The sequence below is a fragment of the Pseudomonas sp. TZ252 genome, from assembly GCF_056110345.1.
The window spans coordinates 1,434,193-1,450,000 of record NZ_CM148566.1; the positions used below are offsets into that span (position 1 = coordinate 1,434,193).

The 15,808-nt window shown below is 64.9% G+C and carries 12 protein-coding genes and 2 rRNA genes (1 of these 14 cut by a window edge); 5 read left to right on the forward strand and 9 right to left on the reverse strand.

Features of this window, described 5'->3' with window-relative positions; genetic code table 11:
• Window positions 1–70: 70 nt before the first annotated feature.
• The 4 genes from ACYAF3_RS06650 to ACYAF3_RS06665 form a co-directional block, all read right to left on the reverse strand.
• The gene (locus ACYAF3_RS06650; protein ID WP_003113522.1) at window positions 71–607 is read right to left on the reverse strand and encodes a DUF6160 family protein; all 537 of its coding nucleotides are present in this window, start codon (window positions 605–607) and stop codon (window positions 71–73) included.
• A 30-nt stretch (window positions 608–637) separates the two neighbouring features.
• The gene (locus ACYAF3_RS06655) at window positions 638–1,657 is read right to left on the reverse strand and encodes a hypothetical protein (protein ID WP_003095031.1); all 1,020 of its coding nucleotides are present in this window, start codon (window positions 1,655–1,657) and stop codon (window positions 638–640) included.
• Between the two features lies 1 nt (window position 1,658).
• Window positions 1,659–2,705, reverse strand: coding sequence for a DUF6160 family protein (locus ACYAF3_RS06660; protein ID WP_031755323.1), 1,047 nt, complete (start codon window positions 2,703–2,705; stop codon window positions 1,659–1,661).
• Window positions 2,706–2,909: 204 nt separating this feature from the next.
• Window positions 2,910–3,512: a hypothetical protein gene (locus tag ACYAF3_RS06665; protein WP_003095035.1), complete on the reverse strand. Its 603-nt coding sequence runs from the start codon at window positions 3,510–3,512 to the stop codon at window positions 2,910–2,912.
• 284 nt (window positions 3,513–3,796) lie between these two features.
• Here ACYAF3_RS06665 and mksB point away from each other — a divergent pair, with 284 nt between their 5' ends.
• The 5 genes from mksB (at window position 3,797) to ACYAF3_RS06690 (ending at window position 11,301) form a co-directional block, all read left to right on the forward strand.
• Complete coding sequence (gene mksB, locus ACYAF3_RS06670; protein WP_003095037.1) at window positions 3,797–5,095, forward strand: Mks condensin complex protein MksB; 1,299 nt, start codon at window positions 3,797–3,799, stop codon at window positions 5,093–5,095.
• The gene (gene mksE / locus ACYAF3_RS06675) at window positions 5,085–5,780 is read left to right on the forward strand and encodes an Mks condensin complex protein MksE (protein ID WP_003095041.1); all 696 of its coding nucleotides are present in this window, start codon (window positions 5,085–5,087) and stop codon (window positions 5,778–5,780) included. Before mksB ends, mksE begins: the two co-directional genes overlap by 11 nt.
• Window positions 5,777–8,623 carry an Mks condensin complex protein MksF gene (gene mksF, locus ACYAF3_RS06680; protein WP_003106141.1) on the forward strand — a complete coding sequence of 949 codons (2,847 nt, stop codon included), beginning with the start codon at window positions 5,777–5,779 and terminating at the stop codon, window positions 8,621–8,623. Before mksE ends, mksF begins: the two co-directional genes overlap by 4 nt.
• A 111-nt stretch (window positions 8,624–8,734) precedes the next feature.
• A complete protein-coding gene (locus tag ACYAF3_RS06685) occupies window positions 8,735–9,742 on the forward strand; it encodes an iron ABC transporter substrate-binding protein (RefSeq protein ID WP_003095046.1) in 1,008 nt (335 codons plus the stop codon).
• 20 nt (window positions 9,743–9,762) lie between these two features.
• Window positions 9,763–11,301 carry an ABC transporter permease gene (locus ACYAF3_RS06690; protein WP_003161946.1) on the forward strand — a complete coding sequence of 513 codons (1,539 nt, stop codon included), beginning with the start codon at window positions 9,763–9,765 and terminating at the stop codon, window positions 11,299–11,301.
• A gap of 80 nt (window positions 11,302–11,381) precedes the next feature.
• Here ACYAF3_RS06690 and ACYAF3_RS06695 read toward each other — a convergent pair whose 3' ends face one another.
• From ACYAF3_RS06695 to ACYAF3_RS06715, 5 genes are all read right to left on the reverse strand, one after another.
• Entirely contained in the window at window positions 11,382–13,688 is a 2,307-nt protein-coding gene (locus ACYAF3_RS06695) for a PqiB family protein (protein ID WP_003107435.1), read from the reverse strand.
• Complete coding sequence (locus ACYAF3_RS06700; protein WP_003107436.1) at window positions 13,681–14,301, reverse strand: paraquat-inducible protein A; 621 nt, start codon at window positions 14,299–14,301, stop codon at window positions 13,681–13,683. The genes ACYAF3_RS06695 and ACYAF3_RS06700 overlap by 8 nt, the downstream gene beginning before the upstream one ends.
• Complete coding sequence (locus tag ACYAF3_RS06705) at window positions 14,288–14,995, reverse strand: paraquat-inducible protein A (protein ID WP_079380608.1); 708 nt, start codon at window positions 14,993–14,995, stop codon at window positions 14,288–14,290. Before ACYAF3_RS06705 ends, ACYAF3_RS06700 begins: the two co-directional genes overlap by 14 nt.
• A 146-nt stretch (window positions 14,996–15,141) precedes the next feature.
• A 5S ribosomal RNA gene (gene rrf / locus ACYAF3_RS06710) occupies window positions 15,142–15,257 on the reverse strand.
• 144 nt (window positions 15,258–15,401) lie between these two features.
• A 23S ribosomal RNA gene (locus ACYAF3_RS06715) occupies window positions 15,402–15,808 on the reverse strand (it continues 2,484 nt past the right edge of the window).

Here is a 15,808-nt window from a genome sequence, read left to right on the forward strand (position 1 = left end):
CAGGCAGGCAATGATAGCGGTTCTTCGACCTCGGCGGAGCGGCTTTGTCCCGCCATGCGACGGTTCGCCCTCAACGCGGGGCGACGGTGAAGATATTGACGTTGCCCTGCAGCTTGAGGGTGCCGTCGATGCGTGCGCTGACCAGGTTGGTCTGCACCAGCCCGGGATCGGTACCGCGCGCCTTGTTGGCGCCAGCGATGGTGAAGCTCAGGTCCTGGAAGCTGGTGTCCTTCAGGCCGACGCGCAGCACCGGGCGGTTGAAGGCGGCGCCGTCGCCGCCGAAGCCGTCCTTGATGGTCACCACGTCCAGGGTGACTTCGTCGAAGCTGAACTTGCCGCTGATATCGTCGATCACCAGGTAGTTGTTGCCGCTGCCGGCCGGCTGGATCGCCAGGCGCGCGCCGCAGCCGCCGGCGCAGCGCGTCTGCGAAGGATTTTCCTGGAGATTGAGCGAGGCGCTGATGCTGATCCCGGCCTGGCCGACCACGTCGTCCAGATCGCTATCGCCCAGCGAGCGCAACTCGGCCCCGGCCGAAGCGCTGAACAGCAGCGCCAGCGCCGCGAGGATGCCGATGCCGCCTGCCAGTGGATGAGTCTGCTTGGCCATGTGCTGCGTACCTCGTTTCCCGCCGCCACCTCAGAGGTTGTGCGACGTCACCTTCAGGTAGTTGAAGCTGAGCCCGGATATCTCGTTGCGGCCCATGTTGTAGCCGCCGGTCGGTACCTGCCCGTAGCCTGGCCGGGTACCGCCGATGTTGAGGTTCTCGATCACCAGGCTGGTGCGCGGCGCATTGGCGTAGAAGTCAGCGGCGTTGGCCAGGGTCAGCTTGGGCAGTTCGAAAGTGAAGTTGCCGTCGGCGGTGACCGAGAACAGCAACGGCTGCGACTTCCCGTAGCCAAGCGCGACGCTGGCATAGGCGTTGGTCAGGTAGACGGTGCGCGCGGCCTGCTCGGCGGCGCTGACGCAACTGGGCGAGCCAGCACCGCAGGACATGATCTCGAAAGTCTTGGCGTAGAGGTTCAGGCGCATCTCGCCAACCAGTTGGCTGCGCGCGTTGGCGCCCCAGAAGCGCAGGTAGGAACCGTCCATCGCCAGTTCGGAGAAGTCCAGGTTGAGCACATCGGTGCGCGTGGAAGTGACGCCGAAGTCGAAGCGGATGCCGGCGTCGACCTTTTCGCTGGCCCGGCTCGAGCAGTTGCTGCCGGCACCGGCGTAACCAGCGATGCACGGCTGGCCGCCGGCGCCGCTCACCAGGCTGGGGAAAGCCAGCTCGATCACGTCCGCGGTGTCCGGCAAGGTGCTGACCACCCGCCCGTCGTCGAGCTGGGTGGTCAGCACCGAACCCTTGGCCAGATTCAGCTTGAACGGGAAATTGAGACGGCCGAGAGTCACCGGCGCCAGGGTGCTGCCCTTGTTGCTGCCAGTGGCGGCGACGTACAGCTCCTTTACCGTGATCGGCACGTTCTGCCCGGTGGCGGTGTTGGTCACGCCATTGATCGCGATGGTGGCCTTGTTGCCGTCGACCATGGCGCTGTCGAGGACGAAGCCGATGCCGGCACCCTGCACGTCCGACAGTTGCTCGTCGTCGAGCGCTGTCATCTCGGCATGGGCGAAGGGGGCGGCCAGCAGGGCCGCGAGCAGGCAGGCGCGACTCATCTCAGCAGCCCTTGTTCAGGCCGCCCAGGCAGGTGTCCTGCCGTGGAATGCCATTGAAGGCCTGACCGAAGTCGACCTTGATCGGCGCCGTTCCATCGGCGTTGCGCGACATGTTGAGGAAGGCACCGGCCAGCGCGGCGACCAGCTTGGAGGGATCCTGCTGGTCGCGCCACTGGACGTTCTGGCTCTGCATCGAGATGAAGAAGCCTTTCGACGAGTCGATGAAGTTCTGCGCGTTGTTCGGATCCACGGTGCCGATCGGGAACGACTGGTACTGGGCCAGGTTGAAGCAGGTCTGGGCGCCCATCAGCTTGCAGTCGTTGGAGGTCAGGAAGGGCAGCAGGACGTTCACCAGGCTGCCGATGATGGTGCTGTCGTGCATGTCCAGGGCCGTGCCGTTCTTCAGGCCGATCATGGCAGCGCGGATCGGGTCGGGGTTGCCGGAGCTGTTCACCAGCTCTGCCTGGGCGGTGTACTGAGAGCTGCCGGTGAGAGTGATGGCGGTCTTCGCCGCCAGGCAGTCGAGGGCCAGCAGGCCGCAGGAAATGCTGCCTCCCAGTTGGCTGCCGGTGCCGTACAGGTCCACCGGCACGTTGCCGGTGAGGGTCTTGATATCGCCCGAGAGGTAGCCCTTGGCTTCGCCGAAACCGATACGGATGCCGACCATCTTGCTGCCGTCGTAGGCGAACTCGATGTAGGGATTGCTGATGAGGAACGGGCTGATCGCGCCGGTGGTGTCGTTGACCGTGCCCAGGGCGAAGTTGTCGATGGCGATGTCGGCACTGCCGGCAAGCTCGCCGCTGCGGTTGTACTGGCCCAACTGCAGCTTCTTCATGTTCAGTTGGGTCTCGATGTCGGCGCCGAAGTTGATGCGGGTGAAGTTCAGTCCGTTGGCGGCGTCGGTGGTGAGGTTGATGAAGGCCTGGCCGACCACGTCGGAAAGCTGGTCGTCGTCCAGCGACTCCATCCTCGCCTGGGCGGTGGCAGCCAGCAGACCGGCGCCGCAGAACAGCGCGCAACGCAGCAGGAAGGGCAGACGACGGGACATGGGCTCACCTCTTGTTCTTCTCGTGGCCGACGGCAGAGACACTGCGACCTGTAGTCACTATAGAAAGCCCCGGGCGAATCGGGGCCGACCCATAGTCGAGAAAAACCGGCGAACGACGCGGTCGCCGCGCTCGCTGCAGCGGATGAGCGGTCGCTCGGCCAGGATGGATGTTACCCATCGTCACACGGGGGTAACGTCAGCCTTTCACTGCTGGCGGAACAGGCCGATCAGATGGTCGGCGATGGCGCCCTTGATGGCGTTGAGGCTGAGCAGGGAGTGTGCGCTGAGGCGGGCGGGGTTGATCCGGTGCAGGTGTAGCGAGGGCATGCGCGCTTCGTACTCGCGCAGGTCGCCCTTGACCAGGATCGGCAGGAACACGTCGTCGTGAGCCTGGTAACGCTGGATCAGCAGTTTCAACCCTTCCTGGAACGGCAATTCCTTCGACGCCACCAGGCGGTGCTCGCCGGGAATCTTCAGGTAGAGCCCGCGATAGCCCATGGTCTCGCCCGGCAGGATATGGATCCCGGTGGGCTCCACCGCGGCCAGCGGGATATCGTGGAAGGTGTCGTGCCAGGCCTGCTCGCTGGGCAGGATGGTGATGCCGCCATGGTCGCTCTCGGGAATCACGAAGCTGTAGTTGCTGTAGAGCTTCTCGACATAGGCCGAGTAGATGCACAGGCGGTTCTCGAAACGTTTGAGGAAGGCGATCGCCTCGCTGCGGTTGGTGATGGCATCCAGGTCCCAGGCAAGGTCACCCTGGTTCTGCAGTTCGGCCCAGCGGGCCTCGGCGTAGGCGGCGTCGTTCAAGAGTCGGCATTCATTTGGAATAGACAGGCCAGGGGACTTCAGCAGAAAGCGTGCCAGCCCCTGGAAGCCCCATTCCCCGGACCAGGCGGGGCAGGAAAGTCCTTACGCAGTCATAAACTGCCGCTTTTCGACACTTCGGTGATAGCCAGATGCCATCCACCGATACCGGGCCCGTACCTGCGCCGCAGACGTGTCGACGGCCTGCATCGCACTCATCGGCGGCGTCTGCGTCGCCCGTGCCTTTGCAGTACAATCGGCGCTTTTTCCACGGACCGGCCCTCCCGATGATCGACCCCCGACGCGTACTGCGTGCGCTTGCCGAACACTGGGCCCTGCTCGAGCCTCTCTGCGAGCGCTTCGATGCCGGCACCCTGAGCCTGGCGGAACTGCGCAGCCAGTTGAACACCCAGTTACCGGAAAGCAACCCGGCGGAAATCACCGCCCTGCTCGACCAGTGGATCCGCCTGGATATCCTGGTCCCGGTGGCCAAGAGCCCCAACCGTTTCGAGCTGAACGCGCAGATCCACGACTTCCTCGCCTACCTGCGCCACGAGCATCGCCTTGGTCTGTGCCTGGAGATCGAGGCCTACCTGCGCCATCTGGAGCGCCTCGCCGGGTACATCCAGGACGCCTTCGAGACCCGCGACAGCCAGGACCTGGCGCGCCAGCTGCGACTACTCGACATGCGCGTGCGCGATGTACTGAAGAAGCTCGGCAATGACGAGCAGGCACTGATCGGCGTGGCCGAGCGGGCCAAGACCAGCGACCGGCAGATTCCCCTGGCGCAGCGCTACGCGGAGGTCCTGGCGACCTGGGACGAGTACGTCGAGCCGATGATCCAGCTGGTCAGCGCCGACGGCGCCTTCGAGCAGGGCGTGCGGCGGGTCGAACAGGTCCTGCTGCGCCTGCTCGGCGAACAGCAGCGCCTCGGCCACCTGGTCGACGACGACCTGGTGCTGCGCACCCACGCGCGCATCCTCGAGATGCAGACCAACGCCCAGCTGACCCTGCGCCGCGCCCGCGAATTATTGCTGCCGCTGCGCGAGGAAGCGCGCCGGCACAACGCGGTGACCCGTGGCGCCGCCCTGGCGCTGGCGGCGATCCGGCGCAAGGGCCTGGACGCCGTGCCGCAGGCGGCGATGCCGCTGTTCACCCGGCCGCAGAGCACCTTCCTCGGCACCGCCTCGCAGGTCGAGAGCTACGTCTTCGCCCTCGCCCGCTTCGAGCCGAAGCCGGCGCAGTTCCCCAAGTCCAGCGGCACGCGCAAGAGCAACGGGCCGGCGCGACCACCGCGGACCGCGCGGGAAATGATCGAGCGCTGCCAGGCGGCGCTGCCGCTGCCGGACCTCATGCAATGGCTGCTGGCCCAGGAACCGGACGGCGCCACCGACGAGTTGCTCTACTGGTTCTCCCGGCTGTCGCGCGACGCGCGCTTCCAGCGCGAACGCCTGCAACGCCGCGAGTACGAAACCACCGAACATTGCGTCAGCCTCTGCTCCTTCGCCCTGAACCCCGCCGCCAAGGACAAGGGCCAGGCCAGGGACGCAGACACCCTTTCCGCGAGCGAAACCCATGCATCTTGATCTCTCCGAACTGACCCAGCTCGCGCCGATCTTCCGCGAGCTGTTCAAGGGCTACCACATCAGCCACCGCGACCCCGAGCTGTACACCCAGCTGTCCTCGCACCAGGACCAGTACCGCGGCCTGTTCCGCGCCATGGGCTTCGAGCTGGTCTGCGACACCCGCGGCTTCTACTACTTCGTCCCGGAGCAGGTCGGCGCCCAGGTGAACAAGACCGCCCAACGCCTGGCGCTGTTCACCTTCATCCTCGTCGAACACCTCGCCGACCAGGGCCGCGACCCGCTGTCCGTGCTGGACGGCGGCAGCATCGGCCGCGAAGAGCTGCCGCCGCTGCTGGAGAAATACCGCGACCTGTTCCTCCAGGCCGAGGTGCAGACCCAGGAAGAACTGGAAGAGAAAGTCATGCGCCGCCTGACCCAGCTCGGCTTCGCCTCCGAGGACAGCGGCGTGTACCGCTTCATGCCGCCGATGCACCGTTTCCTCGACGTCTGCCTGTCGGTGCAGCAGGACCGCAACCTGTCCGCCAGCCTGCACGCCGACCTGCCGTTGCAGACGCCGGTGCTGGTCGATGACGGCGAGATCGAACCGCTGATGGCCAGCGACGAAGAATTGTCCGAAGAGAGCGAGGAAGACGCCCTCGCCCGCGCCATCGCCGAAGAACACGCGCAACAGGAGGCTGACGCATGAGCCAGACCCGCTACGGCATCCGCCGCTTCGCCCTGCTCAATACCGCCGGCTACAGCCTGGGTATCTTCCCGCTGGAAAACCCGCTGTCGATCTACGGCGCCAACAACCTGGGCAAGAGCGCCTCGATCAACGCCCTGCAGTTCCCGATCCTTGCCCGCCTGTCGGACATGAGCTTCGGCAAGTACAGCATGGAGCAGTCGCGGCGCTTCTACTTCGCCTCGGACACCAGCTACATCCTCCTCGAACTGATGCTGCCCCACGGTCCGCACGTGATCGGCGTGGCCGGGCGCGGCCCGGGCGGCGGCTTCGGCCACCAGTTCTTCGCCTACGCCGGCGAGCTGAGCCTGGACCACTACCAGAAGAACGGTACCTGCCTGCGCCAGCGCGAGCTGTTCGCCAACCTTGAGCGCGAAGGCATCAAGGCCTACGAGGTGAAGCCGGAAGAGCTGCGCCGCCTGCTGGTCGGCGGGCACACGTCGATCCCGCTCGACCTGACCATGATCCCGCTGCGCTCCACCAGCGAGCAGAGCCTGAAGACCTTCCGCTCGCTGTTCATCAACCTGCTGCACATGCGCGAGATCACCGCGGCCAAGCTCAAGCAGCTGTTCCTCGACGCCTTCGAGCACAGCCTGCGCTCGGGTAATGTCGACTACATCGCCGCCTGCGAGGAGGCCTTCCGCGACGTGCGGCGGATGGAGCAGGACTACCAGGCGCTGGTCGCCGCCGGCCCGCTGGTGGAAGCCCTGGCCAACGGCGTGACCCAGCGCGACGTACTGCGCGGCAAGATGCACCGCCTTTCACCGCTGCTCGACAGCCTGCTCGGCACCTGGCACGACTACGCCGGGGCGCGCCGCGAGGAACTGCTGATCCAGCACGAGCAATACCGCGCCGAGCAGGACGGCCTGCAGAACGAACAGCGTGGCGGCACCCAGGAGCTGATGCGCCTGGAGCGCGAGATCGCCGGCATCCAGCGCTGGCTCGGCGAGCTGTCGGTGCTCAAGACCCGCTTCGCCCTGGTCGACGACGCCAAGGTCCTCGAACAACAGCTGCTCGCCGCCAAGGATGCCCACGACGAACTGGCCGGCGCCCTGGCCCATTCGCGGCAGTTCTCCAGCGAAGACCTGGAAGAGCGCCTGCGCGACCTGGAAAAACGCCTGAAGAACGTCCGCCAGCAGCTCGAACACGCCGACAACAACAGCTACGCACGCCTGCGCGAGGAGTTCAGCCAGCAGGACGTGGAACGCCTGATGCGTCTGTTCAACGGCGCGCTGTTCAGCCTGCCGCTCGGCGAGAACGGGGTGAACCTGGATGACGGCGACGTCTGGGTGAAGAGCGTCGAAGCCATCCTCGACCACTTCAAGGGCGAGCATTTCGAGGCTCCCGGACTGAGCATCGACCTGTCGCACATCGAACCGCCGGCGTTGCAGGCCCTGGCCGACCGCGCCGCCCTGCGCGACCAGAAGGAACGCCTGGAGAAGGAGCTGAAGCAGCTCAAGACCCAGCAGAGCGTCGCCGCCGACCGCGCCGCGAGCAAGGCCCAGGCGGAGAAGCTGTACCAGGACGTGCTGGATGCGCAAAAGGCCCTGGAAGACTTCCGCCGCACCCAGACGCTGACCGCCGAGGAGCCCGAGAAGCTCGCCGAACTGGCCCAACTGGAGGCGTCCCAGGACGAACTCAAGCGCTCCAGCGACGCCTTCGCCGAGCGCGTCCAGCAACTCTCCGCGCGCCTGCAACTGGTGGCCCGGCAACTGGGCGACCTGGAGGCCAAGGAGCGCACCCTGGAAGATGCCCTGCGCCGCCGCCAGCTACTGCCGGCCGACCTGCCCTTCGGCACGCCGTTCATGGAGCCGGTGGACGACTCGCTGGACAACCTGCTGCCGCTGCTCAACGACTACCAGGACACCTGGCAGGCGCTGCAGCGCATCGACGGGCAGATCGAGGCGCTGTACGCCCAGGTGCGCCTGAAGGGCGTCGCCAAGTTCGATAGCGAAGACGACACCGAGCGCCGCCTGAAGCTGTTGATCAACGCCTACGCGCATCGCCAGGACGAGGCCCTGACGCTGGCCAAGGCGCGCCGCGCGGCGGTCACCGACATCGCCCGGACCCTGCGCAACATCCGCAGCGACTACGACAACCTGGAACACCAGTTGGCCCTGTTCAACCGCGAGATCAACAAGCGCCAGGTTTCCAACCTGCAGAGCTTCCGCATCGTCCTCGCGCCGAACAAGGATGCGCTCAAGCACATCGACCAGATCATCCACAGCGCCGGCCAGTACGAGGAAGGCGAGAACCTCTCGGTGTTCGACCTGACCCAGAGCGCCGAGCAGGACGCGAAGAACGAGGAGGCCAAGGAATACCTGGCCCGCCTGGTCGCCGCCAACCACAACCAGTTGGGCCTGAAGGACCTGTTCGAACTGGCCTTCGAGATCACCAAGGTCAACGGCCAGCCGATCATGCACACCGACATCGACGGCGCCGCCTCCAACGGCACCACCATGACCATCAAGGCGCTGACCAACATGTACCTGTTGCTGCACCTGATGGACCGCGAGCAGGCCGGGCGCGTGCGCCTGCCCTACTACCTGGACGAGGCGGCGGACATCGACGAGCGCAACCAGGCCGCGCTGCTGGAGACCAGCCTGCAACTGGGCTTCGTGCCGATCCTGGCGAGCGTGAAGCCGCAGGTTTCCGCACACGTGGCGATCGACCTGGAAGGCGGTAGCGGCCCGAACGGCATCTATATCGACGAAGCGGACTGGAAATACATCCGTCGCCGGGATGCCGCCGCCAGCGGCGAAACCCGCGCAGCCAGCGAGCCGGAGGAAGCCGGCGAACCGGCGTGAAGCGTCTGCCACGGCCCTGCCTGACAGGGCCGTGGACTTTTCCGATAGGCCCGAGGCTCCCGCGAAGATATAATTGGTTACATTCGCATTTGTAACCCACGGGGAGAATCCATGCCTGTTCGACTTCTCAACCGTTTCCGCCACGCCGCCCTGGCGTGCCTGCTCGGTTCGCTTTCCCTCAATGCGGCGGCCGATCCCGTCACCCTTACCCTCTACAATGGCCAGCACGCCGCCACCGGTATCGCCATCGCCAAGGCCTTCCAGGACAAGACCGGCATCCAGGTGAAGATCCGCAAGGGCGGCGATGGCCAACTCGCCAGCCAGATCACCGAGGAAGGCGCACGCTCGCCGGCCGACGTGCTCTACACCGAGGAATCGCCACCGTTGATCCGCCTGGCCAGCGCCGGCCTGCTGGCCAAGCTGGAGCCAGAGACCCTGGCCCTGGTCGAGCCGGAGCACGCCGGCGGCAACGGTGACTGGATCGGCATCACCGCCCGCACCCGGGTACTGGCCTACAACCCGAAGAAGATCGACGAGAAGGATCTGCCGAAGAGCCTGATGGATCTTTCCGATCCGTCCTGGTCCGGCCGTTTCGGCTTCGTGCCCACCAGTGGCGCCTTCCTCGAACAGGTCGCCGCAGTGATCAAGCTCAAGGGCCAGGAGGAAGCCGAGGATTGGCTGACCGGCCTGAAGGCCTTCGGCTCGATCTACACCAACAACGTCACCGCCATGAAAGCCGTGGAGAACGGCGAGGTCGACATGGCGCTGATCAACAACTACTACTGGTACACCCTGAAGAAGGAAAAGGGCGAGTTGAACTCGCGCCTGCACTACTTCGGCAACCAGGACCCGGGCGCGCTGGTCACCGTCTCCGGCGCCGCGGTGCTCAAGTCCAGCAAGCACCCCAGGGAAGCCCAGCAGTTCGTCGCCTTCATGCTCAGCGAGGAAGGCCAGAAGGCGATCCTCAGCCAGTCCGCCGAGTACCCGATGCGCAAGGGGATGCAGGCCGATCCGGCGCTGAAGCCGTTCGCCGAACTGGACCCACCGAAACTGACCCCGGCCGATCTGGGTGAGGCCAGCGAGGCCCTCAGCCTCGAACGCGACGTTGGCCTGAATTGATCGGCGCCGCCTCCACGCCCGTGCGCCTGCGCACGGGCTCGCGCCGGCGAACGCCATTCTGGCTGCTCCTGCCGGTCCTGCTCCTCGCCCTGCTGGCCAGCCTGCCGCTGCTCTACGTCGCGGCCAAGGCCTGGGACGCCGGCTGGCACAGCGCCTGGCAACTGCTCTGGCGCCCCTACGTATTCCGCTTGCTGGGCAACACCCTGTGGCTGATGTTCGGCGTGACCCTGCTCAGCGCCCTGCTCGGCCTGGCCCTGGCCTGGTGCGTGGAGCGCAGCGACCTGCCGGCGCGGCGCTTCTGGAACGTGGTGCTGTGCCTGCCGTTCGCCATCCCCGCCTTCGTCAGCAGTTTCACCTGGGTTTCGCTGAGCCCGATGTACGAAGGCCTCGGCGGCGCCATCCTGGTCATGACCATGTCCAAGTATCCGCTGGTCTACCTGCCGGTAGCAGCGACCCTGCGCGGCATCGATCCTTCCCTGGAGGAGTCGGCGCGGATGCTCGGTCTGTCGCGGCGCCAGGTGTTCCTGCGGGTCACCCTGCCGCTGCTGCGCCCGACCCTGGCCGCCACCGGACTACTGGTGGCGCTGCACATGCTGGTGGAGTTCGGCGCGCTGTCGATCCTGCGCTACCAGACCTTCACCACAGCCATCTACCAGGAGTTCGAACTGGAGTTCAGCAACGCCACCGCGGCGATGCTCTCCTCGGTACTCCTGGCACTGTGCTTCCTGCTGCTCTGGCTGGAGTTGCGCATGCGCGGCCGCGGCCGCCTGGTACGCACCGGCCAGGGCAGCGCGCGGCGGGCCGAACGGGTCCGCCTGGGGCTTGGCAAGTGGCCGATCCAGGCGCTGCTGGCGACGCTGGTGCTGGTCGGTACCGGTATCCCCCTGGTGATGCTCGGTTATTGGCTGTACGAAGGCTCCTCGGCCAGCTTCCCGCTGATGGAAATCGCCTCGACCCTGCTTTCCTCCCTGTCGCTGGCCTTCGGCGGGGCCCTGCTCAGTTGCCTGCTGGCGCTGCCGGTAAGCATCCTGGTGGTGCGCTACCCCGGCGCCCTGGCGCGCTGGACCCAGCGCCTGCCGTACCTGCTGCAAGCGTTGCCGGGACTGGTGATCGCACTCTCGCTGGTGTACTTCTCGCTGCACTACCTGCCAGCCACCTACCAGACCACCGGCTTGCTGCTGGTCGCCTATGCCCTGCTGTTCATGCCGCTGACCCAGGCACCGATCCGCGTGGCCCTGGAAAAGGCCTCGCCGCAGTTGGAGGAAGCCGCCCGCACTCTCGGCCAGACGCCCTTGATGGCCTTCCTGCGGATCACCCTGCCGATCATCTCGCCGGCCATCGGCGCCGGCTTCGTGCTGGTGTTCCTCGACACCATGAAGGAACTGACCGCCACCCTGGTGCTAGGTCCCACCGGGCTGTCGACCCTGGCCACCTCGGTCTGGGTGCACACCGCCAACCTGGAGTACGCTGCCGCCGCACCCTACGCCGCGCTGCTGATCCTGATCTCCGGCTTGCCGGTGTACCTGCTGACCACCCGGGCGCATCTCAGCACTCACTGACACCCACTTCCCAGCAGGCAGGCATGAACGAAAACGCCGCTTACCCAGGTAAGCGGCGTTTCTTTTTGCCGGTCCGACAATCAGCGGCGGGCGGTTTCCTTCAGAGGAATCTTCGGCGCCCACTCCAACCATTCGTCATTGGCCGAATCGAACAGGGCGAAGGTCTGCCCCGGCTTGGCGGGCTCGCCCATCTGCGCATTGTTCGGGGTGGCGAAGGCAATGCCGCCCTCCATCAGCGCCTCCATCGACTCGGTGCGTAGCGACAGACCCTTGAACAGGCTGGCGTCGACGCCGAAGCCGCTGGCATTCCAGAAACGGCTGCCGGTACGCACCAGCGGTACGTAGCGCGGTTCGATGAGGATGCTGATCAGCACCCGGTCGGCCTGTTCGCCCAAGGCCAGGTCGACGACCTTGCCCACCGGGATCTGCCGGTAGGTCACCAGGTTGCCCGGCTTGATAGAGCCCTTGCGCGGCGCACTGAGGGTCAGCCGCAGGCCGTTTTCCCGACCCAGCAGGTTGGGTGCTTCGGCGAGAGTCTGGAAGCGTGCCTGGCGCTCGCCCGGCGTGCTCGACGGCAGCGCCTCGATATAGGGGCCGCTGACCAGGGTTCCGAGGTTCTCGGTACGCAGCAGGCCGAGCGCCGGACGCACCACCCAGAAGCGGGTTCCGCTGCGGGCGACGCGCTCGCCGGCGGAAGTCAGGCGGGCCTTCATCAGTACCCCGGAGAGGTCCGGGTTCAGCTCGACGCTTTCGATCTTGCCGATGTCCAGGCCCTTGAAGCGGATCGGCGTGCCTTCGCGCAGGCCGTCGGCATTGTCGATGCTCAGCTGGATTTCCACGCCACGGGCCATCGCCGCCTCCTCGCTGTCGAAGAGGGTGAAGCGACGCACCTTGGTCACGGTCGGCGCCTTCGGATCGAGGGTGTCGAAGGAAATCCCGCCGGTGATCAGGGTCTGCAGCGACTCGCTCTTCACCTGCACGCCGCTGAGGTTGCCGGTCAGGGTGATCCCGCTGGAGTTCCAGAAGCGCGTCGAGGTATTCACCAGGTGCGCGTACTCCGGCTCGATGTGCACACCCACCACCACTCGCTGGCGGTCGCGCGACAGCTGGTAGCTCTGCACGCTGCCGACGCGGACCTGGCGGTAGAGGATCGGCGCACCGATATCGATCGAGCCGAGCTTGTCGCTGGTCAGCACCAGGTGCAGGCCGGGCGCGTCGGTGTTCAGCGGCGGCGCTTTCGGGCGGATGGTGAACTCGCGACTCGGCGCGCCGCTCTTGGCGAAGCGCACGTCGATATAGTTACCTTTCACCAGGGCCTCGAGGCCGGTGATGCCGGCCAGGGAGATGCTTGGCTTGACGGTCCAGAATTCGGTGCCTTCCAGCAGCATGTCCTCGACCCGCGGATCCATCGCCAGGTCGGCAGTGGCGCTGCTGTAGTCCTTGCCCATGTCGATCGACTTGACCAGGCCGACCTGCACGCCGTTGAACATCACCGGAGTGCGGCCCGGATCGATACCACTGACGTCGTTCATCTTCAGCTTCACGCGCAGACCGGCCTGGGCCGCGTCGTAGTCGTCGTACAGGCGGAACGGCTTGCTCGGATCGGTCGGCGGGCTGTCGGTGCGGTTCTCCGGGGTGGAGAAGGCGATACCGCCGGCGACCAGGGTCAGCAGCGACTCGCTGTGCACCTTGAAGCCGGACAGGCCGCCGGAAATGGAGATGCCGCTGGCGTTCCAGAATCGCGTGTGCTTGCGCACCAGGTCGGCGTAGGCCGGCTCGATGTGCACCTTGATCTCGATGGTCCTCTGGTCATCGCCTAACTGGAAGCTCTTCACCTGGCCGACCTGGATCTGCCGGTAGAACACCGGGCTGCCCTGCTCCAGGGAGCCCAGGCGATCGGCCTTGAGGGTCAGGTGCAGGCCGGGCAGCTTGTCGGAAAGGGGTGGCGGCTCCTTCAACGCGGTGAAGTAGCGTTCTTCCTTCTCGCCCTTCACCGGATCGACCGCGATGTAGACGCCGGAGACCAGGGTTTCCAGGCCGGTGACGCCAGCCAGGGAAACCCGCGGCTTGACCAGCCAGAAGCGGGTGTCCTTGCTCAGGTACTCCTGGGCTTCCTTCTTGATCTCGATGGTCGCGACCACGCCCTTGATGTCCTTGCTGACATGCAGGTCGGTCACCTTGCCCACCGAGATGCCCTTGTACAGCACCTCGGTCTTGTTGGCCTGGATCCCGTCGCCGCTCTCGAAGCGAACCTGGATGTCCACGCCAGCCTGGTCGAAGGCACGCCACGCCAGCCAGGCACCGATGGCCAGGGCTACCAGCGGCAGCACCCAGATCGCCGACCAGTTCGAGGTCTTGTGTTTCTTCGGACTTGGCAGATCACTCATTCTCGTCATCCAGATTGGTGTTGTCCCAGATCAGCCGGGGGTCGAACGTCACGGCGGCGAGCATGGTGAGCACCACCACGCTGGCGAAGGCGGCGGCGCCGAGGTTGGCCTCGATGCTCGCCAGGTTGCCGAAATTCACCAGCGCCACGAGGATGGCGATGACGAAGATATCGAGCATCGACCAGCGCCCGATCCATTCGATGAAGCGATACATCAGGATACGCTGGCGGGCCGACATCGGCTGGTGCCGCTGCACCGAATAGAGCAGCAGGGCGATGCCCACCAGTTTGAAAGTAGGAACCAGGATACTGGCGACGAACACCACCATGGCGATGGGGAACATGTCGGCATGCACCAGTTCGACCACGCCCTCCATGATGGTGGCGGGCATTCCGCTGCCGAAGAGGTTGACCGTCATGATCGGCAGCAGGTTGGCGGGTATGTAGAGAATCGCCGCGGTGATCAGCAACGCCCAGGTGCGCGTGAGGCTGTTTGGGCGCCGGGCGTGCAGCACCGCACCGCAGCGGCTGCAACGCGGATGCTCGTCCCCGTCGGCGCGATTCAACTGGTGGCACTCGCCGCACACCAGGATTCCGGCATCAAGCGCGCGCATCGTCGTCCTCGCCGCCCAGCGCTTCCCATACCTGGTGCGGCGACATGGTGACCTCCAGCCAGACCTGGGTGAACAGCAGCGCCACGAAACAGGCCAGGCCGATGCCCAGGCTGAGGTCGGCCATGTCGATCAGCTTGACGATGGAAACCAGGATACCCATGAGGTAGACCTCGAGCATCCCCCACTCGCGCAGATGGTGATAGCCGCGGTAGAGCAGCATGCCGATGTGACGGGCGATGCCGAAACGCACGCTGATCATCACCAGCAACTGGCAGAGCAACTTGACCAACGGGATCACCATGCTGCACAGGAATACCAGGATGGCGACGCCCTGCATGCCACTGTCGTAAAGACCGAGCACTCCCGTCCAGACCGTATCGCTGCGGGTCTGGCCGAGCAGGCTGAGATTCATGATCGGCAGGAAATTGGCTGGGATATAGAGGAATAGCGCCGTCAGAACCAGCGCGAAGCAACGGCGTTGCCATTGATGGCGATGCGCGGCCAACTCGAAACCGCAGCGCGGACAATTGGCTTTCTCGCCCGGTCCCAGGGGTTCCCGGCGCATCAACAGATCACACTCATGGCAAGCAACCAGTTCTTCCAGGGGAAGATCCTGCAGGCCACGGACATCGGTATCGGACATGAATGAGCTCGGCTGGATTTGTCGGCTATTGTAGACGAGCGCACAGTGCAAATCGCGTCTCCCATGCCCTCGGAAGTACGCCGCCCGGCAGCTCTCGAAGTTTTTCGATTACCGTCCGCAGCGCTGCTGGCTTGCCACTTTTCCGCGCGCAAAAGCAAAACCCCCGGTCATCGCTGACCAGGGGTTTTGGGATAGGAGCTTGACGATGACCTACTCTCACATGGGGAGACCCCACACTACCATCGGCGATGCGTCGTTTCACTTCTGAGTTCGGGAAGGGATCAGGTGGTTCCAACGCTCTATGATCGTCAAGCAATTCGGTTGGATATCCGTTCGCTTGGGCTTACGTCTATCCGGATTCAGGTATGTGATTTCAAGGTGTTTTGCGGTTCATGCGAACTTTCGGTTCGTCGACTTCACCTTACAACACACAATCATCAGATTGTTTGGGTGTTATATGGTCAAGCCTCACGGGCAATTAGTACTGGTTAGCTCAACGCCTCACAACGCTTACACACCCAGCCTATCAACGTCGTAGTCTTCGACGGCCCTTCAGGGGAATCAAGTTCCCAGTGAGATCTCATCTTGAGGCAAGTTTCCCGCTTAGATGCTTTCAGCGGTTATCTTTTCCGAACATAGCTACCCGGCAATGCCACTGGCGTGACAACCGGAACACCAGAGGTTCGTCCACTCCGGTCCTCTCGTACTAGGAGCAGCCCCTCTCAAATCTCAAACGTCCACGGCAGATAGGGACCGAACTGTCTCACGACGTTCTAAACCCAGCTCGCGTACCACTTTAAATGGCGAACAGCCATACCCTTGGGACCGGCTTCAGCCCCAGGATGTGATGAGCCGACATCGAGG